This window comes from Flavonifractor sp. An112, from assembly GCF_904377885.1.
Lineage (GTDB): Bacteria > Bacillota > Clostridia > Oscillospirales > Oscillospiraceae > Flavonifractor > Flavonifractor avicola.
Window position 1 is genome coordinate 40,597 of record NZ_CAJFGT010000003.1, and the last position, 24,783, is coordinate 65,379.

The 24,783-nt window shown below is 63.3% G+C and carries 27 protein-coding genes; 6 read left to right on the forward strand and 21 right to left on the reverse strand.

Annotated elements, in window-relative coordinates; translation table 11 throughout:
• The first annotated feature begins 31 nt into the window (after positions 1-31).
• The 5 genes from IHN22_RS00780 to IHN22_RS00800 all read left to right on the forward strand — a co-directional run bounded on the left by IHN22_RS00780 (position 32) and on the right by IHN22_RS00800 (position 5,747).
• The gene (locus IHN22_RS00780; RefSeq protein WP_087187293.1) at positions 32-604 is read left to right on the forward strand and encodes a xanthine phosphoribosyltransferase; all 573 of its coding nucleotides are present in this window, start codon (positions 32-34) and stop codon (positions 602-604) included.
• Positions 605-723: 119 nt separating this feature from the next.
• Positions 724-1,992 carry a BMP family ABC transporter substrate-binding protein gene (locus tag IHN22_RS00785; protein WP_087267557.1) on the forward strand — a complete coding sequence of 423 codons (1,269 nt, stop codon included), beginning with the start codon at positions 724-726 and terminating at the stop codon, positions 1,990-1,992.
• Between the two features lie 98 nt (positions 1,993-2,090).
• Positions 2,091-3,680, forward strand: a complete 1,590-nt coding sequence (locus IHN22_RS00790) for an ABC transporter ATP-binding protein (protein ID WP_365813453.1) — start codon at positions 2,091-2,093, stop codon at positions 3,678-3,680.
• On the forward strand, positions 3,673-4,755 hold the full coding sequence (locus IHN22_RS00795) for an ABC transporter permease (RefSeq protein WP_300985259.1): 1,083 nt from the start codon (positions 3,673-3,675) through the stop codon (positions 4,753-4,755). Before IHN22_RS00790 ends, IHN22_RS00795 begins: the two co-directional genes overlap by 8 nt.
• 2 nt (positions 4,756-4,757) lie before the next feature.
• Positions 4,758-5,747, forward strand: a complete 990-nt coding sequence (locus IHN22_RS00800) for an ABC transporter permease (RefSeq protein ID WP_087187297.1) — start codon at positions 4,758-4,760, stop codon at positions 5,745-5,747.
• Between the two features lie 55 nt (positions 5,748-5,802).
• Here IHN22_RS00800 and IHN22_RS00805 read toward each other — a convergent pair whose 3' ends face one another.
• The 8 genes from IHN22_RS00805 to IHN22_RS00840 form a co-directional block, all read right to left on the reverse strand.
• Positions 5,803-7,290 carry a M56 family metallopeptidase gene (locus tag IHN22_RS00805; protein ID WP_191433062.1) on the reverse strand — a complete coding sequence of 496 codons (1,488 nt, stop codon included), beginning with the start codon at positions 7,288-7,290 and terminating at the stop codon, positions 5,803-5,805.
• Positions 7,287-7,664 (reverse strand): BlaI/MecI/CopY family transcriptional regulator, encoded by a 378-nt coding sequence (locus tag IHN22_RS00810; RefSeq protein ID WP_087326389.1) that lies wholly within the window; start codon positions 7,662-7,664, stop codon positions 7,287-7,289. The genes IHN22_RS00805 and IHN22_RS00810 overlap by 4 nt, the downstream gene beginning before the upstream one ends.
• A gap of 126 nt (positions 7,665-7,790) precedes the next feature.
• Complete coding sequence (locus tag IHN22_RS00815; protein WP_191433063.1) at positions 7,791-9,173, reverse strand: hypothetical protein; 1,383 nt, start codon at positions 9,171-9,173, stop codon at positions 7,791-7,793.
• The gene (locus IHN22_RS00820) at positions 9,154-9,645 is read right to left on the reverse strand and encodes an RNA polymerase sigma factor (RefSeq protein ID WP_191433064.1); all 492 of its coding nucleotides are present in this window, start codon (positions 9,643-9,645) and stop codon (positions 9,154-9,156) included. Before IHN22_RS00820 ends, IHN22_RS00815 begins: the two co-directional genes overlap by 20 nt.
• A 122-nt stretch (positions 9,646-9,767) precedes the next feature.
• A complete protein-coding gene (locus tag IHN22_RS00825; RefSeq protein ID WP_191433065.1) occupies positions 9,768-10,523 on the reverse strand; it encodes an XdhC family protein in 756 nt (251 codons plus the stop codon).
• Positions 10,511-11,314 (reverse strand): selenium-dependent molybdenum cofactor biosynthesis protein YqeB, encoded by an 804-nt coding sequence (gene yqeB / locus IHN22_RS00830; RefSeq protein ID WP_087399122.1) that lies wholly within the window; start codon positions 11,312-11,314, stop codon positions 10,511-10,513. Before yqeB ends, IHN22_RS00825 begins: the two co-directional genes overlap by 13 nt.
• On the reverse strand, positions 11,302-12,018 hold the full coding sequence (gene yqeC, locus IHN22_RS00835; RefSeq protein ID WP_191433066.1) for a selenium cofactor biosynthesis protein YqeC: 717 nt from the start codon (positions 12,016-12,018) through the stop codon (positions 11,302-11,304). The genes yqeB and yqeC overlap by 13 nt, the downstream gene beginning before the upstream one ends.
• A 3-nt stretch (positions 12,019-12,021) precedes the next feature.
• Positions 12,022-12,594 (reverse strand): manganese efflux pump MntP, encoded by a 573-nt coding sequence (locus IHN22_RS00840; protein ID WP_365813464.1) that lies wholly within the window; start codon positions 12,592-12,594, stop codon positions 12,022-12,024.
• 113 nt (positions 12,595-12,707) lie between these two features.
• Here IHN22_RS00840 and IHN22_RS00845 point away from each other — a divergent pair, with 113 nt between their 5' ends.
• Positions 12,708-13,151 carry a nucleoside deaminase gene (locus IHN22_RS00845; RefSeq protein WP_087267535.1) on the forward strand — a complete coding sequence of 148 codons (444 nt, stop codon included), beginning with the start codon at positions 12,708-12,710 and terminating at the stop codon, positions 13,149-13,151.
• 396 nt (positions 13,152-13,547) lie between these two features.
• Here the strand turns inward: IHN22_RS00845 and IHN22_RS00850 are convergent, their stop codons facing one another.
• The 13 genes from IHN22_RS00850 to IHN22_RS00910 all read right to left on the reverse strand — a co-directional run.
• The gene (locus IHN22_RS00850) at positions 13,548-13,967 is read right to left on the reverse strand and encodes a hypothetical protein (RefSeq protein WP_191433067.1); all 420 of its coding nucleotides are present in this window, start codon (positions 13,965-13,967) and stop codon (positions 13,548-13,550) included.
• A gap of 172 nt (positions 13,968-14,139) precedes the next feature.
• Positions 14,140-14,514: a lipocalin family protein gene (locus IHN22_RS00855; RefSeq protein WP_087187303.1), complete on the reverse strand. Its 375-nt coding sequence runs from the start codon at positions 14,512-14,514 to the stop codon at positions 14,140-14,142.
• Positions 14,515-14,696: 182 nt separating this feature from the next.
• A complete protein-coding gene (locus IHN22_RS00860) occupies positions 14,697-15,263 on the reverse strand; it encodes a nucleotidyltransferase family protein (protein WP_300985262.1) in 567 nt (188 codons plus the stop codon).
• Positions 15,260-16,642 (reverse strand): dihydropyrimidinase, encoded by a 1,383-nt coding sequence (hydA, locus tag IHN22_RS00865; RefSeq protein ID WP_191433068.1) that lies wholly within the window; start codon positions 16,640-16,642, stop codon positions 15,260-15,262. Before hydA ends, IHN22_RS00860 begins: the two co-directional genes overlap by 4 nt.
• Positions 16,643-16,657: 15 nt before the next feature.
• Entirely contained in the window at positions 16,658-16,996 is a 339-nt protein-coding gene (locus IHN22_RS00870) for a hypothetical protein (protein WP_191433069.1), read from the reverse strand.
• A gap of 29 nt (positions 16,997-17,025) precedes the next feature.
• Positions 17,026-18,264 carry a threonine synthase gene (locus tag IHN22_RS00875; RefSeq protein ID WP_191433070.1) on the reverse strand — a complete coding sequence of 413 codons (1,239 nt, stop codon included), beginning with the start codon at positions 18,262-18,264 and terminating at the stop codon, positions 17,026-17,028.
• Positions 18,265-18,278: 14 nt separating this feature from the next.
• The gene (locus IHN22_RS00880) at positions 18,279-19,745 is read right to left on the reverse strand and encodes a pyridoxal-phosphate dependent enzyme (protein ID WP_191433071.1); all 1,467 of its coding nucleotides are present in this window, start codon (positions 19,743-19,745) and stop codon (positions 18,279-18,281) included.
• Positions 19,746-19,916: 171 nt separating this feature from the next.
• Positions 19,917-21,818 (reverse strand): hypothetical protein, encoded by a 1,902-nt coding sequence (locus IHN22_RS00885; RefSeq protein ID WP_191433072.1) that lies wholly within the window; start codon positions 21,816-21,818, stop codon positions 19,917-19,919.
• Positions 21,793-22,695, reverse strand: a complete 903-nt coding sequence (locus IHN22_RS00890) for an ABC transporter ATP-binding protein (protein WP_087187309.1) — start codon at positions 22,693-22,695, stop codon at positions 21,793-21,795. Before IHN22_RS00890 ends, IHN22_RS00885 begins: the two co-directional genes overlap by 26 nt.
• Positions 22,692-23,081 (reverse strand): GntR family transcriptional regulator, encoded by a 390-nt coding sequence (locus tag IHN22_RS00895; protein WP_087267516.1) that lies wholly within the window; start codon positions 23,079-23,081, stop codon positions 22,692-22,694. The genes IHN22_RS00890 and IHN22_RS00895 overlap by 4 nt, the downstream gene beginning before the upstream one ends.
• Before the next feature lie 183 nt (positions 23,082-23,264).
• A complete protein-coding gene (locus IHN22_RS00900; RefSeq protein WP_191433073.1) occupies positions 23,265-23,924 on the reverse strand; it encodes a 3-oxoacid CoA-transferase subunit B in 660 nt (219 codons plus the stop codon).
• The gene (locus IHN22_RS00905; protein WP_191433074.1) at positions 23,924-24,616 is read right to left on the reverse strand and encodes a CoA transferase subunit A; all 693 of its coding nucleotides are present in this window, start codon (positions 24,614-24,616) and stop codon (positions 23,924-23,926) included. Before IHN22_RS00905 ends, IHN22_RS00900 begins: the two co-directional genes overlap by 1 nt.
• 69 nt (positions 24,617-24,685) lie before the next feature.
• A partial coding sequence (locus tag IHN22_RS00910; RefSeq protein WP_191433075.1) for a hypothetical protein occupies positions 24,686-24,783 on the reverse strand: 98 nt, incomplete at its 5' end.

Here is a 24,783-nt window from a genome sequence, read left to right on the forward strand (position 1 = left end):
AAAATGAATTTTTTGTTAAGGAGACGGCGATATGAAATTGCTGGAAGATCGCATCCGCACCGACGGCATCATTCGGGAAGGCGGCGTGCTGAAGGTGGACAGCTTCCTCAATCATCAGATGGATGTCAAGCTGTTTCAGGAAATGGGTAAGGAATTTTTGCGTTTGTACAAGGACTGCGGGGTTACCAAGATTTTGACCATCGAGGCATCGGGGATCGGGATCGCGTGTGTGGCCGCGCAGTTTTTTGATTGTCCGGTGATCTTCGCCAAGAAGAACAAGACCAAGAACATCGCCGGCGACGTGTACACCTCCAAGGTGGAGTCCTTCACCCACGGCAAGGTGTACGATATCATTGTGGCCAAGCAGTTCCTGCTGCCCGAGGATCGGGTGCTCATCATTGACGACTTTCTGGCCAACGGCTCTGCCCTCCAGGGCCTCATCAAGCTGGTGCGGGACGCCGGGGCTGCCCTGGTGGGCGCCGGTATCGCCGTGGAGAAGGCCTTCCAGCCCGGCGGCGACCTGATCCGCGGCATGGGCGTGCGGGTGGAATCTCTGGCTCGTATTAAGAGTATGAGTGTAGAGGACGGCGTGGAGTTCTGCTAAACATCCGCCGTATGGGGTGCGCTGTGGCCCCTTTGTGTGTTCAGACCAGCCTGTGGGGAAGCAGGCTGTTTTGAAAGAAAGAATGGAAGATTTTGTGGATCAAAGGAGGAAACTTGGACATGAAGAAGAGAAAACTGCTTGCACTGCTCCTGGCCGGCGCCATGATGGTGGGCCTGGCTGCCTGCGGCGGCGGTGGGGACAGCGAGACCCCCGCTGGCGGCGAGACCACTTCCGGCAGCACCGAGACCCCCTCTGGTGAGGGCAAGACCGTCAAGGTGGGCCTGATCTGTATCGGCGACGAGAACGACCAGGGCTACACCTACAACTTCATCCGCGGCAAGGAAGCCGTCACCGAGAAGCTGGCCGCCAAGGGCATTACCGTGGACTGGCAGGTCAAGTGGAACATCGGCGAGGACTCCTCCTGTGAGGACGCCAACATCGAGCTGGCCGAGGCCGGCTGCGACCTGATCATCAACAACTCCTACGGCTTTGAGCCCTTCATGCTGAAGGTGGCTCCCGACTACCCCGAGATCGAGTTCATCGCCTGCACCAACCAGGCTTCCTGGAACGACGGCCTGGACAACACCCACAACGCCTTCGCCAACATCTATGAGGGCCGCTACCTGGCCGGCGTGGTGGCCGGCATGAAGCTCCAGGAGATGATCGACAACGGCGAGATCACCGCCGACCAGGCCGTCATCGGCTATGTGGGCGCCTACTCCTTCGCCGAAGTGATCTCCGGCTTTACCGCCTACTACCTGGGCGCCAAGAGCGTGTGCCCCAGCGTGACCATGAAGGTCCAGTTCGTGGGCTCCTGGTCTGACGCCTCTGAGGAGGGCAACGCCGCCCAGGCTCTGTGCGACGCCGGCTGCGTCATGATCTCCCAGCACTCCGACAACACCACCCCCGCCACCGCCGCTCAGAACAACGGCGCTTTCCACACCGGCTACAACAACGACATGATCTCCGTGGCTCCCGATTCCTCCCTCATCGGTACCCGCATCGACTGGTCCGTGTACTTTGAGTACGCCATCGAGGCCGTGGCCAACGGCGAGGAGTTCGACCAGGATTGGTGCCACGGCATGGACGAGGGCGCTGTGGTTATGACCGAGCTGAACACCGACATCGCTGCCGAGGGCACCGCTGAGAAGCTGGCCGAGGTGGAGGAGCAGATCCGCTCCGGCGAGCTGCAGGTGTTCGACACCTCCACCTTCACCGTGGAAGGCCAGCCCCTCACCACCTGCATGGCCCTGGATACCGACGGCGACTTCGTGGCCGATGACCAGGAGGCCGTGTTTGACGGCGCTTTCCATGAGTCCTACTTCCAGTCTGCGCCTTACTTCACCGTGCAGATCGACGGCATCGAGTGGCTCAACTCCGCCTATTGATGACCTTAACCCAAAAGAGGGCTGCACACGCAGCCCTCTTTTCTGTCCTTTCCCGGGAAATCCCGTAAAGCACCCACCCACGTCTCATCACAGGAAGGATGACAGCCTTGGAACCTGTCCACGCAATTGAACTCAGGCACATCACCAAACGCTTCGGCAAGGTGGTGGCCAACGACAGTATTGACCTGACCATCAACCGGGGGGAGATCCTCTCCCTGCTGGGGGAGAACGGCAGCGGCAAGACCACGCTGATGAATATGCTCTCCGGCATCTACCTCCCCGATGAGGGAGAGATTCTGGCCGACGGCAAGCCGGTGACCATCCGCTCTCCCAAGGACGCCTTTGCCCACGGCATCGGCATGATCCACCAGCACTACAAGCTGGTGGAGGTGTTTACCGCCGCCGAGAACATCGCCCTGGGCCTGAAGGGGAAGGAGCACGACCGCAAGGCGGTGGCCGCCCAGGTCCAGGCCATCAGCGACAAGTACGGCTTCGGCATCGACCCCAACAAGAAGGTCTATGATATGTCGGTGTCCGAGAAGCAGACGGTGGAGATTGTCAAGGTGCTCTACCGGGGGGCGGAGATCCTCATCCTGGACGAGCCTACCGCCGTCCTTACCCCCCAGGAGACCGAGCGGCTCTTCAATATCCTCCGGGCCATGAAGGCCGACGGCAAAGCCATCGTCATCATCACCCATAAGCTCCACGAGGTGATGGCCCTGTCCGACAAGGTGGCGGTCCTCCGCAAGGGCAAGTACATCGGCACCGTCAACACCTGCGACACCAACCCCCAGAAGCTCACCGAGATGATGGTGGGCCACGCCGTCACCCTGAACATCGACCGGCCCCAGGCCAAGTACAAGGACCTGCGGCTGGAGGTGAAGGGCCTCAACTGCCGCAACGGCGAGGGCCTGCCGGTGCTGAAGGACATCTCCTTCCAGGCCTTCGGCGGCGAGATCCTGGGCATCGCCGGTATCGCCGGTTCCGGCCAGAAGGAGCTGCTGGAGGCCATTGCCGGCCTGCAGAAGGCGGACTCCGGCCACATCTTCTACTATCCGCCCCACCCTGAAAGCGACATCGCCGGCCACCATGTGCCGGTGGACAAGGCGGGGGAGGAGCTGGTGGGCAAGACCCCCGGCCAGATCCGCAAGGTAGGCGTCTCCCTGGCCTTCGTGCCCGAGGACCGGCTGGGCATGGGCCTGGTGGGGGGCATGGGCATGGTGGACAACATGATGCTCAAGACCTACAAGGACACCCCCGGCCCCCTGGTGGACCGAAAGACCCCCAAGGCTCTGGCTGAAAAGCTCATTGACGAGCTGGAGATCGTCACCCCCGGAGTGGCCACCCCGGTGCGCCGTCTGTCCGGCGGCAACGTGCAGAAGGTGCTGGTGGGCCGTGAGATCGCCTCCACCCCCACCGTGCTCATGACCGCCTATCCCGTCCGGGGCCTGGATATCAACTCCTCCTACACCATTTACCGGCTGCTCAACGAGCAGAAGATGAAGGAAGTGGCGGTGCTGCTGGTGGGCGAGGATCTGGACGTGCTGCTGGAGCTGTGCGACCGGATTCTGGTGCTGTGCGGCGGCCAGGTGTCCGGCATTGTGGACGGACCCACCGCCACCAAGGAGCAGGTAGGCCTGCTCATGACCCATGTGGGCGGCGGAAAGGAGGGAGAGAGCCGTGCATGAATCCAATACACCCCTGATCCGTCTGGCCAAGCGGGATGGAATGCCCAAGGGCCAGGTGTGGGCCATCCGCGGGGCCTCCTTCCTGGCGGCCATCCTCATCAGCGCCCTTATCTTCCTGCTGATGGGCCACAACCCCTTCGGGGCCTTCGGCACCATGGTGGGGGGCTCCCTGGGCAAGCCCACCGCCATCCGCCAGACCGTGAAGATTGCCGTGCCCCTGCTGGGCACCGCACTGGCCATCGCCCCCTGCTTCAAGATGCGCTTCTGGAACATCGGCGCCGAGGGCCAGATCACCGCCGGCGCCGTGGGCGCCTCCTACTTCGCCCTGTTCTGGGCGGATAAGCTGCCCGGTCCCGCCCTGCTGGTGGTCATGGCCGTGGCCGGCGCCATCTGCGGCGGCCTGTGGGCCCTGGTGCCCGCCTTCTTCAAGGCCAAGTGGGGCACCAACGAGACCCTGTTCACCCTGATGATGAACTATATCATGATCGGCGTGGTGAAATGGCTCCAGGGCGGCCCCTGGGAGGGCCGTCCCGGCTCCCAGATCATTCCCCAGTTCGACTCCGCCGCCGTGCTGCCCAAGGTGCTGGGGGTCCACTGCGGCTGGATCATCGTCCTCATCCTGACGGTGGCCATGTTCTTCTACATGAAGTACACCAAGCAGGGCTATGAGATCGCCGTCATCGGCGAGAGCGAGAACACCGCCCGGTACGCCGGTATGAACGTGGGCAAGATCATCATGCGGACCATGTTCCTCTCCGGCGCCATCGCCGGTCTGGTGGGCTTCATCGTCTGCTCCGGCGCCGACAACACCCTGTACTCCGGCGTGGCCGCCAACGTGGGCTTTACCGCCATCACCGTGGCCTGGCTGGCCCAGCTCAATCCCTTCGCCATGGTGGGCATCTCGGTGCTGCTGGCGGTGCTGGACAAGGGCGCCGACACCCTTCAGACCCAGCTCTCCGTGCCCGCCTCCATCTCGGACATCATCACCGGCATCTTCCTGTTCTGTATGCTGGGCTGTGAGTTCTTCATCAACTACCGCCTCATCTTCCGGGGCAGCCATAAGGAGGTGGCCTGATTATGGGTATTAACAGCAATGCGGTCCTGCTCCTGATCATGGCCGCCGTTCTCAACGGCGTGCCCCTGCTCTACGGTACCCTGGGTGAGATCCTGTCGGAAAAGGCGGGCAACCTGAACCTGGGCGTGGAGGGCATGATGTTCATGGGCGGAGCCATGGGCCTGGGCGCTGCCTTTTACTTCGAGGGGGCCGGCGGCACCAGCGGCGTGCTGGCCGTCATCCTGGCTCTGTTCTTCGCCTTCCTGGGGGGCGCCATCGGAGCCCTCATCTACTCCTTCCTCACCATCACCCTCCGGGCCAACCAGAACGTCACCGGTCTGGCCCTGGCCATCTTCGGTACCGGCGCGGGCCAGTTCATCGGCGAGTATATGCGGGTGACCTCCGGCGGCTATGTGGCGGTGAGCAACGACCTGAAGGCGGTTTTCCTCAATTCCCCCTTCCCGGCGGCCCTGCAGGAGCTGCCGGTGGTGGGACCCCTGCTCTTCGGTCACAGCATCTTCCTCTACCTGGGCATCGTGCTGACGGTGGGGATGCATCTGTTCCTCAACAAGAGCCGGGCGGGCCTGTCCCTGCGGGCGGTGGGCGAGTCCCCCGCCACCGCCGACGCCGCCGGCGTCAACGTCACCCGGTACAAATATCTGGCCACCGTCATCGGCGGCGGCATCTCGGCCATCGGCGGCATGGTGTACATCATGACCATCGCCAGCTGCGTGTGGAACCATGAGGCCCTGTCCGGCGAGGGCTGGCTGGCGGTTGCCCTGGTCATCTTCTGCCTGTGGCGGCCCCTCAACGCCATCTGGGGCTCCATCCTCTTCGGCGCGCTGATGATCCTGTACCAGCGGCTCCACCTGGGCTTCATCCCCGACGAGCTGTACAAGATCCTGCCCTATGTGGTCACCGTCATCGTGCTGATCTTTACCTCCCTGCGCAACAGCAAAGACAAGCAGCCCCCGAACTCCCTCGGTTTGCCTTACTTCCGGGAGGAGCGGTAACAAAATCAACAAGCGGCCCCGGCGCATTTGCGCCGGGGCCGCTCTTTTGTTTGGACTATTCCAGCAGGGATTCAAGATAGTCCCAATCCACCGGGCCATCCACCCGGCAGAGCACCGCAGAGATCTGGTCGCTGTTCACGTCCTGGACGGAGCACAGCTGGTCGGTGAGGTTCAGGAAGAGATATGCGTCCCCTGCGGCCACAAAGGCGCTCAGGTGGCTGCCCTCGCTGTCACTGACCGTCTGACCGGTGGCCAGCTTGGTCACCGGCAGAGCGGACAGGTAGTCCAGCAGGGTCCCACTGATCTGGGGGTCCATATCCCGCTGAGAATGGTAGCGGGTTCTCCCATCGATGGATACCGAGGATACCCTATAGTCCGGCCCGTAGGAGGCCAAAGCCACCTCTCCCAGGGTGCCGTAGCTGCCGCTCACCCCCACCAGGCCGGAGCACAGCACCAGAATCGCCATCATAAGGGCCAGCAGCTTGGTTCCCGAGGTGTGTTCCCCGGGGTTGACCACCCCCCGCAGCCGGTGGCGCAGGCTGGAGGCGGAGGCGGACAGGCAGGTGGACAGCCCCCGGTCGTCCCCGGCGGATTCCAGCAAGAGGGAGGCATATTCCCGGCGGGTCTGGTCCTCCGCGCCGTATACCACCATCTCGTCGCAGGACAGCTCCAGATCGGCGGAGGCCCTCCGGGCGGCCAGCCACATCAGGGGATTAAACCAGCACAGGGCCTTGCACAGGATGTAAAAACATTTGGTGTCCACGTCCCGGCGCTGGACGTGGCGCAGCTCGTGGCGGAAGATGAGCCGGTACTGGTCCAGGGTATAGGTCCGCTCCGGCAGCACCAGGCACATGGTGGAGTGAAACAGCCCGATGGTCAGGGGGGAGGTGGTGGCGGGGCTGGTGAGCAGGGGAATGTGCCGCTTCAGCAAGACCTGGCGCTGCTCCTCCCACCACAGATTGACCACGTCCGGCTCCTCCACCGGCCTGGCGTCCCTCAGAAGTGCCCGGCGGAACCGGAAGTGGGAGAACATATGCCACAGCACCACCGCCACAAAGCCCGCCGCCCACAGCCCCAGCAGCATGGGGACCACACCGGACGGCACACGCAGGACCACCAGGGGCGGCAGGTAGCTGTTCCGCCAGACCGTCAGGTTGTAATAGAGAAAGACGGGCAGCAGCCACAGGGTGGCGCAGGCCCGGGCGGAGATCTTCCGCCGCAGCAGGGGAAGCAGGAGCATCAGCGCTCCGAAATAGAAGGTGAGCAGTACCATCAGCTGGAGGGAGAACTCCGTCAGTACGGCGGCCCCCACCGCCGGACCGGCATAGATCAGGGTGATCAGCCACAGCACGGCTACCACAATAGGGAGGGACCAGGGGGTAAGCCAAATCACAGTGCTGCGTGCGTTGCTGTCCCGGCTGGTGCAGCCGGTGAGGGCCACCTGCTGTTCGTAGCTCCACTCCCGATGGAAGGCATAGGCGATGCCGCCGCCCAGCAGGACGGCCACAAACAGACGGTAGCCCCAGATGAGCACAAGGTTCACAGCCGTCCCTCCTCCAGCATCTTACGCAGTTCCTCTAAATCCTCACGGCTCACCCCGGCGTCCACCAGGGAGGTGGCCAGGGCGGCCACCGAGCCGCCGAAGAGCTGGTCCAGCACTCCACGGCTGGCCTGGGCCAGATAGGCCTTTCTGGTGATAATCGGTGTGTAGTAGTTTACCTTGCCCCGGCGCTCCAGCTTGAGAAAGCCCTTGTCGCACAGCCGGGTGAGGAAGGTGAGGATGGTGGTGGGGGCCAGGGGATGGGTCTTGGCCAGCGCCTCCTCGATCTCCGGCCGGGTCACCGGCGGCTCCCTGTCCCAGATGATCTGCATCAGCTCCAGCTCGCTGTCGGGCAGGCGGCGGATGTCCTGCTTCATGGTTTGCACCTCCTTCGTCTATTGTAGAAGTTCTTCTTATGTAGAAGATTATAGCGGGGAAACATGAGGCTGTCAAGGGTATCAAAAAGCCACCGGGCAACGCCCGGCGGCTTGGGGGAATCGCGGTTAATTGACGGGAATGGATTGCTCCAGAAGGTTCAAATGGTAAATCTGAGATACCTCTACGGGCTGCTCAAACTCCCAGGTGTTGTAGGCGCACATTACTTCTACGTCTTGTCCCACGTTGACATACTGACCCACAGAGGGTTGGGCGGCCACCGATGTGCCGTCTTTCAGGACGGCATAGAGCGTGTCGGAGCTGAAGCCGCCGGTATCGTTGCTGTCTATGGTGACTGTCATGGGAGAGACCGTCACCCGGGTCACCTGCCGTCCGGCCAGCTCGCCCGTCCAGGCCAGGGTGGTGGAGGGGTGGTAGGTCATTTTAAAGGAGATGTCCCAGGTTCCAGAGAGATCTATCCCCGGGCGGGTATAGTTGCCGTAAAAATACACTTCGTCCAGTTCGTTGGCTTCGCCGGCCTGAATGAGGGGGAACATCACATCCAGGCCCCCGTCCACCTGGGTGATTACCATGGGCAGCCAGTACTTCTCCTGGCCCGACTGGCTGTCGTCTTCAGGATAGATCCGGGAGAGAAAATAGCCCATGCTCACATCGTCGTGGGTGATTCCTGACGCATAGGCCACCCTGACATGGAAGCGGCCGTCGCTGGCAAAGCCCATGGAGGAGATGGTCACATCCTCCGTACCCTCCATGGCCATGGGGGTCTGGCCGGGGGCCAGCACTACCTGCCGGTCCGGCAGGATGGCCTGGGTATAGCCGCTCTCCTCGATGTGCAGGACTACCCTGTCCTGGTCGGACAGGGGCAGGCTGTCCAGCAGCTGATTGGTCACTCCGGCGCAGGAGGCGGAGGCCTCCAGATATCCGTTCCGGGCGGTCATGCCGTCCAGCGCCAGACGCATAACGCCGCCGGACTGCTTTTGGCCTGTGACGATCCCCACGTCACCCTGAATCTGGGGGTCATAATAGTTCAGATGGGCCACAAACAGAGCGGTGCGGCTTTCCGGATCGTACTCCACCAGCTCGCCGCCGATATCGCTGTCTGCCGTTGTCTTCAGAGTAAGCTGACGGTCCAGCCGGTCGCCAGTCACGTCCCGGACGGTAAAATAGACCTGACCCCGCACATCGTCGGCCAGGGCGCTGAGCACCTGGACCTCAATGCCCTGGTCTGTGCATAGGGCGCCGTGAATGGTCTGGGCAATCTGGGAAAAGGGGCCCTGCCTGGCGGAAATACTCTGCCAGATGCCGGTTCCCGCCGCCACGGCGGAAACCGCAAGGGCGGCGCACAGCGCCAGTGCCACCACCGCCCGGCGTCCAAACCGCCTTACCTGCTTCACTTCCGCTTCTCCTTTCGTCAGCGCCTCTAGCCGGTCCATGGCGGCCCGGCTGGGCTCCAGAGCGTCCATCTCCCGCTTATAGTCCGTGCCGAACATCTTCATCCGCCTCCATCCATTCCCGCAGCAGGCCCCTGGCCCGAAACAGCCGGGACTTGACGCCGCCCTGGCTCTTGCCCAAAATGGCGGCGATCTCCGCTACGCTTAGTTCCTCATAGTAATACAGGTGAACCACCGCCCGGTACTTGGGGGGCAGGGCCAACACCGCCTCCACCAGACCGCCCTGCTCCGGTCCGTCCGGCGCGGGCAGCGTGGGGGAGAGGGGCTCCTCCCGCCGCCGCCAGGGGGCCCGGAACCAGTCATTGGCGCAGTTGGCCGCCACCCGCAGCAGCCAGGCCCTGGCGTGCTCCCGGTCGGTAAACTCCGGCTTTGCCCTCAGCAGTCGGACAAAGACCTCCTGCATGATGTCCTCCGCGTCGGTCCGGCTGCCCGTCCGGGCATAGGCCAGCCGGAACACCGCCGGACCGTACTGCCGGGCCAGCCAGCCTGGCTCTCTCCATCCTTCGTCCATGTGAGCTGCCCTCCTTTCTGCCCTATACACGGTTTTGGCGGACAAACGGTTTCATTTCCCGGGACATTTTGTGGAGTAAACGCAAAAAAGCCGCCGGGCAACGCCCGGCGGCTTTTGTACAGTCAAATTTTTCTCGGCGTAAAGCGGACCTTCACCCGGCCGCCGCACACCATGCCCAGCTCGGCGGCGGCGTGAGACAGGTCGTACTCCACGACCTCCTCCTGTCCGCCGGACTGCCACAGCGCCAGGGCGTGGTTTTTGGCCTCATACTCCACGGCGCCGCCGCCGATGGTACCGGCGCAGCTGCCGTCGGGGCGTACCAGCATCCAGGTACCCACACCCCGGGGGGCGGAGCCGTGCTTCTCGATGATGGTGCACAGCACCCCGGACCCCTCCGGCGGCCTGACGGCGCCGGGGCCCCGCTGGGCGCGGACCTGAATCAGCTGGGCGGCAATGGCCACGGCGATCTCCGCCGGGGTCTGGCCCCCGATGGACAGGCCGATGGGGGAGTATACCCCGTCCAGCATTTCCTGGGAAAAGCCCTCCTCCCGGAGAGCCTTGTACACGGCGGCCACCTTGGTGCGGCTGCCGATCATGCCTACATAGGCGTACTGCCCCCGCAGCACCTGGGCCAGGCAGTCCTTGTCAAAGGCGTGACCCCGAGTGAGAATGGCGAAATAGTCGCTGTCCCGGCTGCCCAGCTGGTTGAGGGCCCGGTCAAAGGGCATACACAGCACCTGATGGGCCATGGGGAAGCGGCCAGTGTTGGCAAACTCCGGCCGGTCGTCAATGACGACCACCTCAAACTCCAGCCGGGCGGCCACATAGGCCAGCTCCAGGGAGACGTGGCCGCCGCCGCACAGAATCAGTCGTTCCACAGGCGCAATCTCCTTCCAAAGTACAAAATACCCTCCAGCACGCCGCCGCCGATGGCCCGGGCCTTGTCCGACACGGTGAAGCAGTGGCGCACCTCGCACCGGGGATCGATGTCACCGGACTTCATCCCGGCGGTCACCGGGATACCGGCGGGGAGCATCCCCCGGACGATGCCGGTGAGCTGGGCGGTGACGGGGATGCCGTTGACTTTTGCCACCACGTCCCCCAGATTGACCTGCTGGCCGATCTGAGCCACCGGCTCAAAAGGCCCGTCGGCGGGAGAGCGGATAATGCGCTCCTTGGTGTAGCCTCCCACGTCGCCGGGCACGCCGGTGTTGGGGATGGCGGACCCCTCCAGGATGAGTCGGCCCAGATCGTGGCCCCGCTTGGTCTCAATGACGCCGTGGCAGTCGGTGCCGGCGGTGAAGCCGGGGCCCAGGGCCAGCACGATGGGGGCGTCGCTGATGGTGGTGCCCAAATTCTTTTTGGCCAGAATGGCGTCCACCACTACCATAAAGGGCAGCTGGGCCAGGATGGCGGCCTGGGGGTCCACCAGCACCGGGATCTCCCCGGCGGCCAGAATGTCCCTGACCTGGTCCCGGTTTTCCGCCTTCCGGGCGGTAATTCCCTCCACGGTGGTTTGACCGTCGTAGATACACTGGGAGAAGGCCACGGTTCGCCGCACCGCCGTGGGCTGGGCAATGTCCGTCATGACCACCTGAAAGCCCGCCCGGTACAGCCGCACCGCCGTGCCGGTGGCCAGATCTCCTGCGCCTTTCACTAGAATAAGCATGATCCGCCCCGCTCCTCTTCTTTGTAGTAAGTAATGGCGCTGTGGATGCCTTGCTGGGCCAACAGCCCCTGAATTTCCGTGCCCCAGGCCCACCGCTGATCGTCGTCCGCCTTGTTCAGCAGACAGCGGAAGGCCATGGCTTGTCCCACGTCTTTTCGTCCGCCCAGAGGGCTGGACAAAATGGCCGCCACGTCGGCGGGGGTGATTTTGTGGTCGGGCTCCACCCCCAGCAGGGCGCATACCCGCTCCGGCCGGTGGCAGATCTCCTCCACAGATTTGCCCAGGCTGTCCAGGCCTGCCGACGCGATAACGGCGTGGCAGGAGGGAGGGATCACCGGCTCATGGTCCGCCGGAGCCTTGAGAGGCCGCAGCTTGGCCCCGTCGGCCTCAATGAGCACCACGTCGGCCAGCTCCAGACAGGCGGCGGGGTCTGCCGCCCCGGTGAGTTTGCCCCGGCTGTCGTAGGCCCCCAGGGTGACCACCCGGTGCTTCTTCAGCAGGGCGGCCAGCTGGGCCAGATCCCCCGCCAGAGGCAGGCCGGGATGGGGAAGGATGTGGGTGGTGGTGGTGACCACCGCCTTCCGCCCGCTGTCCGCCGCCTGTTTGGCCATGGCGTACATGGTGGACGACTTGCCGCCGCCCCCCACCAGGGCCACCATGCGGTGGACCGCCGGGTCCAGGTCCAGACGTTCCCAAATGCCCACGGTTCAGCCTCCCATCGTATGCTCCACCAGAATTTTAATGCCGATGCCCACCAGTACCAGACCGCCCACCAGTTCAGCCCGCCGCTGAAACAGGGCCCCAAGCCGGCGGCCGGCCAGACCGCCCACCACAGACAGCACAAAGGCCACCACGCCGATGACCACAGCGGAGAGGAGCACCGGCACATTCATAAAGGCCATGGACACGCCCACGGCCAGAGCGTCGATGCTGGTGGCGATGGCCAGAAGGCACAGCCGCCGGGCGGACAGGTCGGAGGGGGCTTCCTCCTCCTCACCGGCGCCGTGGCGCAGGGCGCCCCATACCATCCGGCCGCCGATGACGGCCAGCAGGGCGAAGGCCACCCAGTGGTCCACCGCCTCGATGTACTGACTGACGCTGGTGCCCAGCAGCCAGCCGATCAGCGGCATGGCAAACTGGAAGCCACCGAACCAGACCCCCATTTTCACAGCCTGACGGCCGCCGAAGCCGGGGATGGAGATGCCGCTGGACACCGAAACGGCAAAGGCGTCCAGGGCCAGACTGACGGCGATGAGGAAAATTTCGACCAAAACAATCACCTGCAAAAAAGTTAGGTTTCCTTCAAATAGTATAGCATAGCCTTTGAAATTATGCTATAACAAATATAAGGACACATGACCACAAAAGCCGTGTGAGAGAAGGAGGAGAGCGGATGGAGCATCGGGATTACATGGCCCGCGCCCTGGAGCTGGGCCGTCAGGCCATGGAGGAGGGCGAGGTGCCGGTAGGCTGCGTCATCGTGAAGGACGGCGTGGTGGTGGGGGAGGGCCGCAACCGGCGGGAGACCGCCCGCACCGCGCTGGGCCACGCCGAGATCGAGGCCATCCATCAGGCCTGCCGCACCCTGGGGGGCTGGCGGCTGACGGGCTGCACCCTGTACGTCACCCTGGAGCCCTGTCCCATGTGCGCCGGGGCCATCGTCAACGCCCGCATCCCCGCCCTGTACTACGGGGCCAAGGACGACAAGGCCGGGTGCTGCGGGTCGGTGCTCAATCTGTTTGAGGAGCGGTTCAACCACCATCCCCGCATCTACGGCGGCCTGATGGAGGCGGAATGTACCGCACTGCTCCAGAGCTTTTTCCAGAATTTGAGGTAAAGAAGACGGCTTTTTTGTACATTTAATCAAATTGTAACAAACAGAGCTACTTTTTTTAACAACCCACTGTTAGGATATCACTTGCAAGAGACAAAGCTTCTTTTCATTCTATCCTCCAATCATAAGAAATGGGCAGCGAGCGCAACGCTGCCCGTTTCGCTTTTCTTCACAGGATCTTTACAGAATGGATGGCAGATTTAACGGAATTGTAACACCTGGGGATTTTTTCGTTAACATCTCTCCGGTATCATAATCCTTGCAAGAGACAGTTTCTTTTCATTTCATTGTATCCTCTTTCCTTCGGCAGGGGCCGGGCGCCAGGAGCGGGCGTCCGGCCTCTGCCGTTTTTACAAAAAACCGCGGCAGACGGGGGTTTCGTCTGCCGCGGTTCTCGGTTCAGCTCTTTTCAAATACCAGGCTCTGGTCGTTCTGCTCCAGGGTCAGGACCCCGTCGGAAAAGGTGACGGGCAGTTCCTCGCTGTCGGTGGCAAAGGTAATGGCGCCGTCCTTCTGGCTCCAGGTGCCCGAGATGGTCTCCTGCCGGTTCAGCTCCGGCATGGCGGAGTCCATAACAAAGGTGCCGTCGGCCTTCACCTCCAGCTGGATAGAGATTTTGGTGCCCATGGTCTCGCTCAGCGCATCGGCGTCCAGATCCAGCCCGGCGGCGGAGATGTGCTGCAGGCGGTAAATGCCCACCACGTCGGCACTGGTGTCGGTGGGAGCGGGCTGGGAGGGGCTGCCGCAGGCAGTCAGCCCCACGGTCAGAAACAGCGCTGCCAACAGGGGCAAAAGGAGTCGGGTTCGGATCAGCTTCATGAGGTCCTTCCTTTCTGGCTGGTATGGCAGGGGGGACGGTGTTTCCTTAATAGGGATCCATTATAGCACGAAGGGTCGAAAGGGCGCAAGGTCATAGACTGGAAGAAAAACCGGACTGCCCCAGATGGGGCAGTCCGGTTTACAGGCGTTTTCAATAAGTAAGAGACAAGACTTACTGCTTCTCGAAGGTGAGGGACTGGCCGTCCTGCTCCATCACCAGGGTCTTGCCGCTGATAGTGGCGTTCACGTCCTCGCCGTCGGAGGTGAGGGTGACGGTGCTGCCGCTGGAGGTCCAGGTGCCGGAGACGCTGCCGGTGCCCAGAGCGCTCATGTCCAGGGTGAAGTTGCCGTCGGCCTTCAGCTCCAGGGTAACGGTCATATCCACGCCGGCCAGAGCAGCCAGGTCGTCGATGTTCATCTCAACGCCGGCGGCGTTCATCTTGGTCATCTTATAGGAGCCGGCAGCACCGCTGCCGCCGCCGCCACAGGCAGCCAGGCTGACGATCATGGCCAGAGCCAGGAGCAGAGTCAATGCGCGCTTCTTCATAACATTCTTCCTTTCTTTTTCAGCCGCGATGCGGTGGGTCGAAACAAATGGAGCGCATTTATTTCGTAATCTAGATTATAACATAGGAGGAGAATGGTGGCAACCTGAAATATCCCTTAAAAAATAAGCTGTTTTGGGAAAAAATTTAAGCAGGGGCGGCCCTTATGGGCCGCCCCTGCTGCTTATACGCTCAGATCCTCCGGCCGGTCCACATCGGCCAGTTCTTTTGGGGAGAGGGCCTCCACCAGCACCAGCCGCTCCGGGTGGCGCTTCACCACCGCGCCGCCGCCGGTGTCCCCGGTGAGGGCGGCCAGCTCCCCCAGCAGATCGGCAGGGAAGAGGACGGGATTGCCCCGTTTTCCACCCCAGGACAGGGCACAGATGGCATCTTTTGATTCCTCAAAGACATCTTTCAATCGAATAATACTTTTTGTGGTCAGAAAAGGCTGGTCGCACACCGAGAAGAGCACCCCATCCATGTCCCCCATCCGGGAGACCCCCAGGCGGATGGAGGCGGAGATCCCTTCTGCACCATTGGGGTTGTACAGGGGGAGAAAGCCCAGCTCCTCCCCGGCCTCCAGCACCTCCTGGTAGGGGGAGCACACCGCCAGCCGGTCCAGCCCCGCCCCTGCCAGAGCGGTCATGGCGCGGCGGTAGAGGGGCACGCCCTCTACCAACCTCAACAGCTTATTGGAGCCGAACCGCCGGCCCAGACCGGAGGCCAGCAGCACGGCGCCCACCCGTTTCATCGCCAGAACTGGGAGGGGCCGCGGGACACATAGTGACCCAGACCCTCCTGGACCACCTTGCCGTCCTGTACCGCCACCTGGCCGTCCAGCAGCACCGTGTCGGTGCGGCCCGCCATCTCCATGCCCTCGTAGGGGGTGTAGTCCACCCGCTGGTACTGGGCCTCGGCGGTAATACGCCAGATATAATTGGGATCAAAGATTACGATATCGGCGTCGCTGCCCACCGCCAGAGCGCCCTTCCGGGGGAACATACCGAAGAGCTGGGCGGGGTGCTGGGCCAGGGCCAGCATCATCTGATGGGAGGTGATGCGGCCGGTTTTCACGCCGAGGGTGTACATAATGGGGGGGCGGTGCTCGGTGCCGGGAATGCCGCCGGGGATGGCGGAGAAGTCGTCCTTGCCCAGCATCTTGGTGGGGTTGAAGTTGAAGGAGCAGTGGTCGGTGCCGATGGTGTCGATCTCACCGTTCTCCAGGGCCTCCCACAGGGCGTCCACGTCGGACTGGGGCCGGGCGGGGGGAGCGCACACATACTTGGCGCTCTCGAAGCCGGGCAGGTGGTACTTGTCCTCGGTGAGGGTGAAGTACTGGGGGCAGGACTCCAGATAGACCTTCTGGCCCCGCTTCCGGGCGGCGCGGGCCGCCTCCAGGCCCCGCCGGGTGGACAGGTGGACCACATTGACGGGGTAGCCCGCCTGCTCGGCCAGAGCCAGCCAGCGGTCCACCGCCTCCGCCTCCATGACGGCGGTGTGGGACAGGGGATGGCTGGCGGGGGAGAGCTTGCCGGCGGCCTTCAGCTCGGCGATGGCGGCGTCGATGAGGTCGCCGTTCTCACAGTGGCAGCCCACCACGCCGCCCTCCTTGCCCACGGCCTTGATGACCTCATAGGCCACGCCGTCGGAGATGCGGATGTTGGCGTAGGCCAGGTACACCTTGTAGGAGGTGACGCCCTGGGCGGTCATCTGGGGGATCTCGGCGATGATGCGGGGGTCCCAGTCCTTGATGGTCATATGGAAGCCGTAGTGGCAGCTGGCGTGGCCGTCGGCCCGGGCGTGCCACTCGTCCAGGGCGGACTGGAGGGAGGCCCCCCGCTCCGGCTCGGCAAAGTCCAGCACGCAGGTGGTGCCGCCGGCCAGAGCGGCCCGGGTGCCGCTCTCCCAGTTGTCGGCGGTCTCCCGGATGGTGCCCTTGTTCATCTCGAAGTGGGTGTGGGTGTCGATAAAGCCGGGGAACACCAGCTTGCCGGTGGCGTCAATGACCTGGCTGTCGCCCACCGGCAGGGCGGGGCCGATCTCAACGATCTTGCCTCCATCCACCCGCAAGCCGGCCTGCACCGGACCTTCCGGGCAGATCAGGGTGCCGTTTTGGATGAGGATAGACATGGAACAGACCTCCTTTTACAGCTGCATGATGAGGATGGGGACAATGATCTTCACCGCGCCCACGATGAGGGTCATAAAGGTGAGCAGGGCCAGGGCGCTGGAGCGTTTGCCGAAGGCGTCCTGCCAGCGGTCCAGCATCCGGGTGAAGTTGGTCATCCGGCGCCGGGGACCCAGCAGGTCGGCCATGCCCCGGAACAGGGTGTAGGCCAGATAGCCCAGCCACACGGCGATGAGCACGAAGGTGAGGGTGCCGTCATGGCGCCAGAACAGCAGAAGATAGAGGGAGAGGATAAAGCTGGCCAGGGTCAGGATAAAGTGGGCCCAGACCCCCATTTTGGCGGCGCGTTCATTCATGGTGATAGATTTCCTTTCTTTGGTTGGTTTCAGGGACGGATGCCCGCCCGGTCAAAGGCGGAGAGCAGCGCGTCCATATCCGGGGATACCAGCAGGGGTTCCCCGGCGGCTTTGATGCCGTTTTGCACGTCTTTCAGACCGTTGCCGGTGACAATACTCACCACGGTACTGTCGGGAGAGATGAGGCCCAGCTCCAGAGCCTTCTTTACCCCGGCGGTGCCGGTGACGCCCGCGGGCTCGCCGAACACCCCCTGGGTGCGGCCCAGCAGGCGCATGGCGGCGAGAATCTCCTCATCGGACACATTGACGGCCACGCCGTGGGAGGCCCGGATGGCGTTTAGAGCCTTGTCCGGGTTGCGGGGCACCCCAACGGCGATGGAGTCGGCCAGGGTGTTTTCCTCCATGGGGGACCAGGGCTGTCCGGTCTGGATGGCCCGGTTCAGGGGGCAGCAGCCCTCGGCCTGGACGGCGATGAGCTTGGGCAGCCGGTCAATGAGGCCCACCTCGTAGAGGTCCACCAGGCCCTTCCAGGCCCCGGCAATGGTGCAGCCGTCCCCCACGGAGAGGGCGATATAGTCGGGCGCCTGCCAGTTCAGCTGCTCCATAATCTCCAGGGTCACGGTTTTTTTGCCCTCGGACAGGTAGGGGTTGATGGCGGCGTTGCGGTTGTACCAGCCCCACTTGTCGATGGCGGCCCTGGACAGCTCGAAGGTGTCCTCATAGGAGCCGTCCACGCTGATGACGGTGGAGCCGAAAATCCGCAGCTGGGCCACCTTGCCCTTGGGGGCCCGGCTGGGCACGAAGATGTAGGTATGCAGGCCCGCCGCGGCGGCGTTGCCCGCCAGGGAGGAGGCGGCGTTGCCGGTGGAGGAGCAGGCGATGGTGTCCGCCCCCGCCTCCTTGGCCTTGACCACCGCCAGGGCGGAGGCCCGGTCCTTCAGGGAGGAAGTGGGGTTCTGGCCGTCGTCCTTGATGTACAGCTTTTTCAGCCCCAGTTCCGCCCCCAGACGGTCCGCCTCATAGAGGGGGGACCAGCCCACCCGCAGGGGCGGGGGAGCGGACTCCTCCTCGATGGGCAGCAGGGGCCGGTACCGCCACATGGACCGGTCCGGGTTTTGGGCCAGCTTTTCCCGGGAAAAATCCCGGCGGAGGGCGGCGTAGTCGTACTGGATATCCAGGATGCCCCCGCAGGAGCAGGTGGTGAGGTCGGGGACGGCGGCATATTCCCTGCCGCACTTGACGCACTTGGCGCCCAGAACGTATTTCATGGAGGAACCTCCTTTTACAGGCCCTTCAGCACCCCGGTCTCCTCATTGAAGGCCCGGATCAGCTCATCCAGGGCGTCGGCCTGGCTGTGGACGTCGGCCCACTCGGTGCCGTACCACAGGGCGTCCAGTTCGTCGGTGGTTTTGCCCTGCTGCTCCACCCAGGTGTAATACTTCAGATTGTGGACCCGCTTGCGGTCGTAGTAGCCCAGCTCCGCCATGCAGTCGGTTTTCAGGCCCATCAGGTGGAGGGCAAAGTCATAGGCGGCGGCTTTGGCGTCGTACTCGCCCAGCTGGGCGGTCAGCTCCGCCAGACGGGAGCGGTACATATCCGCCGAGTCGGTGAGGACGGTGCATACCACGTCGTGCCCGGTGAGCTCGTAGTACTTGGCCAGCTTGATGCAGCACAGCACGTTGGCAATGCCCGAGATGCCCATGAGGGACAGCTGCTCCACCAGCTGGGGGTCCACCCCGGCGTCCATGAGCTGGGCCTTGCCCGCCGGCTCGTTGAACAGCCGCAGCAGGGCCATGGCGTCGTTGTCGTCCACATCCACTACCATGTCGGTGTTCTTCACGTCGTGGATCCAGGGCACGTGCTTGTCGCCGATGCCCTCCACCCGGTGATCGCCGAAGCCGTTGTTCAGGATGGTGGGGCACTGGACCGCCTCACCCACCGCCAGCTTCATGGCGGGGTAGACCTCTTTCAGGTAGTCGCCGCAGCCGATGGTGCCGGCGGAGCCGGAGGTGAAGCAGGCGCCCGCCAGCCGGTCGCCGGGGCGCTTGGCGTCCTCAAAGACCTGGGCCACCGCCGCGCCGGTGACCTTGTAGTGCCACAGATGGTTGCCCATCTCGGCAAACTGGTTGAAGATCATGCAGGAGGGGTCCCGGCTGAGCTCGTTGGTCTTGTCGAAGATCTCCTTCACGTTGGACTCGCAGCCGGGGGTCTTGATGACGTCGGCGTCGATGGAGGCCAGCCAGTCAAACCGCTCCTGGCTCATGCCGGCGGGGAGAATGGCCACGCCATGGACGCCCAGCAGCTTGGAGTTGAAGGCGCCGCCCCGGCAGTAGTTGCCGGTGGAGGGCCACACCGCCTTCTGGGAGGAGGCGTCAAACTGGCCGGTGACCAGCCGGGGAGCCAGACAGCCGAAGGAGGCGCCCACCTTGTGGCAGCCGGTGGGGAACCACTTGCCCGGCAGGCACAGGATGCGGGCGGGCACGCCGGTGAGGGCGGGGGGCAGCTCGATGTAGTTGGGGGCGGAGCGGTACAGACCGCCGGTGGGCACCGGCTCGTTCTTCCAGGTGATGCGGAACAGGTTGGCTGGGTCCACATCCCACAGGCCCACGTGGGTCAGCCGGTCCCGGATGGGCTGAGGTACCGTCTCCGGATGGATCATATTTTCAAACGTAGGAATCACCACGCCATTTTCCCGGGCAATACGGATGTTATGCTCCAGGCCCTGGCGATGGATGGTCAGGTCGATCATACACAAGCCTCCTTACCGAGATACTTACCAACATGATAGCACATGACGCTGAGAAATCAAGGAAAAGTATCCCACAACACTGGGAAAAAGACCGTCGGATTTGTGGAGAGGCAACAAAGGGGCGCGCCGTCGGTTTGGACGGCGCGCCTCTGAAGGAACGAGGGGAAAGGCTCAGTTGCTGCTCAGTGCATTGACCTCCGCCTGGGAGAGGAAGGCGTGGGGATAGTCCTTGAGTACCTCCATGGTGTGGACGGCGCTCTTCTGCAGGGTGATGGTGACGGTGTAGGTGGTGGCTGCGGAGGAGGAAGCGGTGCCGCCGGAGACGCCGGTCTGGTCCAGCCGGAAGGTGAGCTCCAGGTCGGCGTAGCAGCAGTTGTCCATCCGCTCCTGGTCCTCCAGCAGGTAGCGGCGGCCCAGATTGCCCTGGGCCAGGTCGGTCTGCACCGCCTCCAGCAGGGGCTCCAGCAGGTCGGAGGGCAGGTACTCAAAGCCGTAGCTGTCGTCCTCCGGGTTGTACAGGTTCACCAGGGCGGCGTCCACCAGCCGGGCGGTCTCCCCAATGGAGCCGAAATAGATTTCGCTGACTGCCTGAGGCTGGTTGATGAGCCGGGACAGCTGGGCGGCGGGGGTGGAGGGGTCCTCCAGATCCTCCTGCCGGATGGGCAGATCGTACTGCCGCTCCAGCACGGTGCCGTCGGTCAGCTCATACCACAGGCGGACGGAGGTGTTGGTCTCCACCTGCAGATCCAGGCCGTTGGACTGGGTGATCCAGGACTCGGTGCTGATTCCGCTGGCCTGCACCGCCTCCAGTTCGTCCTTGCGGTCGGTGATGGAGGAGTGGAGGCTGGTGATCTCCTCAATGGTCTGGGGATCGGAGGTGGAGAAGCCCAGGTAGGCACCGCTGTCATAGGGGGCGCTGCTGATGCCGCTGATCTCCACCGTCTTGACCTGAGCGGCGTCGGGCACCCGGCGCTCAAAGCCCAGCAGGTCCAGCTCCAGGGTGGCCATGGCGGCCACCAGACACACCAGAAAGATCACGCAGCCCTTCCAGCTGGTTTTGAATACCCAGAACCGCTTTTTCAGCAGCATTTCCGCGATGAAGCAGCCCGTAGCCCCCCACAGCAGCATCCAGCCCAGCAGGGTCCAGGCCCCTTGGGGCAGCAGGGGGTAGAAGATGGAGTAGAAGAAGGCGCCCAAAGTGATGGCACAGCACAGGGCCATGCCGTAGCGGAACACCGGGCGCACCCAGCCTACGGTGATCACATCCCCAGCCCGCTCCAGCTGGCGGCGGCAGTAGACAGCCAGGGCGATACCCGCCAGCACCAGGCCGATGAGGGCGTAGAGGACCACCAGACCCAGGCCGAAGTAGCGGGGGTTGCTGCCGGTGTAGTCCAGGCCGGTGGCTCGAAGCAGCTTGAGGGCAGGGGTAAGCCACAAGGCCCACTTCTCGGCCCACACGGCGCCGTTGAACCCGAAGAGAAATTCCCGGGCAATGCTCTCCAACAGATAGGTAATGACTGAGGCCAGGAAGTTGAGGATCAGGTAGAAGGCGGGCAGGGCCAGAATGTGGCCGGTAAACATGGCGCAGAACACGGCGAAGGAGTAGAAGAACAGGCACAAAAGGCAGGTGACCACCAGCCAGGTGAACAGGGAGCTGAACACCACCGTGCCGTTGAGGGCCTCCGCCGCCAGGGCCAGCAGAAAGACAGCGAAGTTGGGCACCCACAAAAAGGCCAGGCCGGACAGGTAGTTGGTGAGGAACAGGCCCTCCCGCCGCATGGGCAGAGCGTGGAGCATCCCCACCGAGCGGGCGGAATAGAGGTAGGAGAACACCGCCATGGCGCACAGAATGCCGAAGAGGAAGGCCAGCACCAGGGCCATGTTCCGGCTGCCGTCCAGCAGGACCAGGGGGAATTCCCAGGCGTTCCCCTTGTCCCACACGTCCCGGCGCAGCAGTACCCCCGCCGGCAGCAGTACCACCCAAATCAGGGCATACAGCCCCCAGATGGGCCAGAACCGGGCCAGATTTTTGCGGAAGAGGGTCATATTAAAGTACGATGTCCCGGACCCCATAGTCCTCACCTCCCAACTCATAAATAAAGATTTCCTCCAGGGTGAGCGGCAGAGCCTCCATCAGAATGGGGGCGTACACCGCCAGACGGTTGGTTACGTCGGTGGCATTGCCCCGGATGATGAGGGTATGGATGCGGCCCACCTGGGACACATGGAGCACCTCCAGGTCCTCCGGCAGCTGGGGCATCTCCCGCTCCTGGAACACGATCTGCATTTTCACCACGTTCTCCTGCAAATCAGACAGGGAGCGCTCAATGAGTACCTTGCCGTGGGAGAGGATGCCCACATGGTCGCACACATCCTCCAGCTCCCGCAGGTTGTGGGAGGACACCAGCACGGTGGTGCCGTGCTCCGCCACGTCCCCCATCAGCAGGGACCACACCTGGCGGCGCATCACCGGGTCCAGGCCGTCCACCGGTTCGTCCAGCACCAGCACCTCCGGCCGGCAGCACAGAGCCAGCCAGAAGGCACTCTGTTTCTGCATTCCCTTGGACAGGCGGCGGATGGGCTGGTTTTCGTCCACGTTGGTGAACACATCCTTCAGAGCCTGGTACCGGGCCGTGTCGAACCGGGGATAAAAGCCCTTGTAAAAGCGCATCATGTCCCGGGTGGAGGCGGACAGAAAGTAGTACAGCTCGTCGGGAATATCGGCGATGCGGGCCTTGGCGGCGGGGTTTTCGTAGATGGGGTTGCCGTCCAGCAGCACCGAGCCGGAGTCCTGCCGGTACACCCCGGTGACGTGGCGCAGCAGGGTGGACTTGCCAGCGCCGTTGGGGCCCACCAGACCGTAGATGGAGCCCTGGGGGACCGTCATGGTCAGACCGTCCAGGGCCTTAAAGCCGTCGAAGGTTTTGACCACATTCTTGGCTTCGATCATGGTTTCCTCTCCTCTCTGGCCGCCTGGCGGGCGGCGGCCTCGTCCAGACGGCGGGCCAGTTCCCCCGCCGTCATACCCAAAAACAGCAGCTCTGCGGCGGAGGAATCAAAGTCCTTCAGCAGCCGCTCCCGACGGTCGGCGTTTACGTCCGCCTGGGGGGCGGCAAAGGAACCCTTGCCCGCCACGGTGTACAGATAGCCCTCCCGCTCCAGGGACTCGTAGGCCCGCTGGATGGTGTTGGGGTTGATGGCCAGCGACGTGGCCAGCGCCCGCACCGAGGGAAGTTTGTCCCCGGCCTGGAGGGCCCCCGTCACAACCAGGTGCCGCAGTCCATCCTTTACCTGTTCATAGATGGGCCGGGCGTCCCGGTAATTCAGCTGGATCATCCTGGCATCTCCTTTCCGGAAGTGTATGACACATCTTAGTACAGTTAGTATACACGGGTGAGAGGGGGGAATTCCTTAAAAAAGTGTGACGTTTTTCTTCCGGTTTTCGGCGGGGGCGACGCGCAGAGCATAAAAAAACGTCCCGCGGTTTTCCGCGGGACGTTTGATAGCGGCAAAAGCCGATCAGCACATGGGCTTGAGGTCGGGGGAGATGATCAGGGTAGCCTGGGTGGCGGCCTGAACCTGCTCCACGGTGAACTCGGGGTTGATCTCCACCATCTCCAGACCCTTGTCGGTCACGTTGATCACGCACATCTCGGTGATGATCTTGGTGACGCAGTGCACGGCGGTGTAGGGCAGGGTGCACTTCTTCAGGATCTTGGGATTGCCCTTGGCGGTGTGCTCCATAGCCACGATGACTTCCTTGGCGCCCACCAGCAGATCCATGGCGCCGCCCATGCCGGGCATCTTCTTGCCAGGGATGATCCAGTTGGACAGGGAGCCCTCCTCGTCGACTTCCAGGCCGCCCAGGATGGTGGCGTTGACGTGGCCGCCGCGGATGAAGCCGAAGGAAGTGGCGGAGTCGATGTAGCAGCCAAAGACGTCGGCCTGGGCGGGAGATCCGCCGGCATCGGTCTTATAGCGGGGGTCGGCCTGCTCGGGGGTGGGCTTGGGGCCGGTGCCGATAATGCCGTTCTCGGACTGGAGGATCACGTGGACCCCCTCGGGCAGGTAGGCGGGAACCATAGTGGGCAGGCCGATACCCAGGTTGACCACGTCGCCGTCCTTCAGCTCCTTGGCCACGCGCTTGGCGATAAAGCCCTTGATCTCAGACTTTTCCATTACGCATTCCCTCCATCCACAATGTAATTGACAAAGGCGCCGGAGGTGACCACGTTCTCGGGCTCAATGTCGCCGATCTCCACCAGGTGGTCGGCCTCAGCAATGACCACGTCTGCGGCGGTGGCCATGACGATGTTGAAGTTACGGGTGGTGCCCTTGTACCAGATGTTGCCGAACTTATCAATGGTGTGGCCGTTGATGATGGCAAAGTCGGCGCGGACGGGCTGCATCAGCAGATACTCCTTGCCGTTGATGGTCTGCTTGCCCAGGCACAGGGGGGAATCCTCCACGATGGTGCCCACGCCGGTGGGGGTGAGCACGCCGCCCAGACCGGCGCCGCCGGCGCGGATCATCTCAGCCAGGGAGCCCTGGGGAACCAGGTCCACCTGCAGGGTCTTTTCCACCATGCCCTGGGTGCCCACGTCGGGGGTCATGCCCACGTGAGTGGCGATGACGCGCTTGACCTGATGGTTGTGGACCAGCTTGGCCATGCCGTAGAACTCCTCGCCGTGGGGGCCGGTAGCCATACCGCAGTCGTTGCCGATGATGGTCAGGTCCTTGGTGCCCTTCTTGGCCAGAGCCTCAATAACCTTGTGGGCGCTGCCGCAGCCCAGGAAACCGCCGAACATAATAGTGGCGCCGTCGGGGATCATGTTCACGGCTTCCTCAACGGAAATTACCTTATTGTGCACGTTCGTTACCCTCCTAAATGTAAAATAGGGACCTGCCGGAGCAGAGAGACCTGCTCCGGCAGGAATGGATCAGCACTTCTCGAAGATGGTGGCGACGCCCATGCCGCCGCCGATGCACAGGGTGGCCAGGCCCTTCTTGGCCTCGGGCCGCTTCTGCATCTCGTGGA

Coding starts and splice junctions, on each gene's coding strand:
- IHN22_RS00780 (WP_087187293.1), top strand. CDS start 32: ATGAAATTGCTGGAAGATCGCATCCGCACCGACGGCATCATTCGGGAA.
- IHN22_RS00785 (WP_087267557.1), top strand. CDS start 724: ATGAAGAAGAGAAAACTGCTTGCACTGCTCCTGGCCGGCGCCATGATG.
- IHN22_RS00790 (WP_365813453.1), top strand. CDS start 2,091: ATGACAGCCTTGGAACCTGTCCACGCAATTGAACTCAGGCACATCACC.
- IHN22_RS00800 (WP_087187297.1), top strand. CDS start 4,758: ATGGGTATTAACAGCAATGCGGTCCTGCTCCTGATCATGGCCGCCGTT.
- IHN22_RS00810 (WP_087326389.1), bottom strand. CDS start 7,664: ATGAAGCAGGACATCCGCCGCCTGCCCGACAGCGAGCTGGAGCTGATG.
- IHN22_RS00815 (WP_191433063.1), bottom strand. CDS start 9,173: ATGTTCGGCACGGACTATAAGCGGGAGATGGACGCTCTGGAGCCCAGC.
- IHN22_RS00820 (WP_191433064.1), bottom strand. CDS start 9,645: ATGGACGAAGGATGGAGAGAGCCAGGCTGGCTGGCCCGGCAGTACGGT.
- yqeB (WP_087399122.1), bottom strand. CDS start 11,314: ATGCTTATTCTAGTGAAAGGCGCAGGAGATCTGGCCACCGGCACGGCG.
- IHN22_RS00845 (WP_087267535.1), top strand. CDS start 12,708: ATGGAGCATCGGGATTACATGGCCCGCGCCCTGGAGCTGGGCCGTCAG.
- IHN22_RS00850 (WP_191433067.1), bottom strand. CDS start 13,967: ATGAAGCTGATCCGAACCCGACTCCTTTTGCCCCTGTTGGCAGCGCTG.
- IHN22_RS00855 (WP_087187303.1), bottom strand. CDS start 14,514: ATGAAGAAGCGCGCATTGACTCTGCTCCTGGCTCTGGCCATGATCGTC.
- IHN22_RS00860 (WP_300985262.1), bottom strand. CDS start 15,263: ATGAAACGGGTGGGCGCCGTGCTGCTGGCCTCCGGTCTGGGCCGGCGG.
- hydA (WP_191433068.1), bottom strand. CDS start 16,642: ATGTCTATCCTCATCCAAAACGGCACCCTGATCTGCCCGGAAGGTCCG.
- IHN22_RS00870 (WP_191433069.1), bottom strand. CDS start 16,996: ATGAATGAACGCGCCGCCAAAATGGGGGTCTGGGCCCACTTTATCCTG.
- IHN22_RS00875 (WP_191433070.1), bottom strand. CDS start 18,264: ATGAAATACGTTCTGGGCGCCAAGTGCGTCAAGTGCGGCAGGGAATAT.
- IHN22_RS00880 (WP_191433071.1), bottom strand. CDS start 19,745: ATGATCGACCTGACCATCCATCGCCAGGGCCTGGAGCATAACATCCGT.
- IHN22_RS00885 (WP_191433072.1), bottom strand. CDS start 21,818: ATGGGGTCCGGGACATCGTACTTTAATATGACCCTCTTCCGCAAAAAT.
- IHN22_RS00890 (WP_087187309.1), bottom strand. CDS start 22,695: ATGATCGAAGCCAAGAATGTGGTCAAAACCTTCGACGGCTTTAAGGCC.
- IHN22_RS00895 (WP_087267516.1), bottom strand. CDS start 23,081: ATGATCCAGCTGAATTACCGGGACGCCCGGCCCATCTATGAACAGGTA.
- IHN22_RS00900 (WP_191433073.1), bottom strand. CDS start 23,924: ATGGAAAAGTCTGAGATCAAGGGCTTTATCGCCAAGCGCGTGGCCAAG.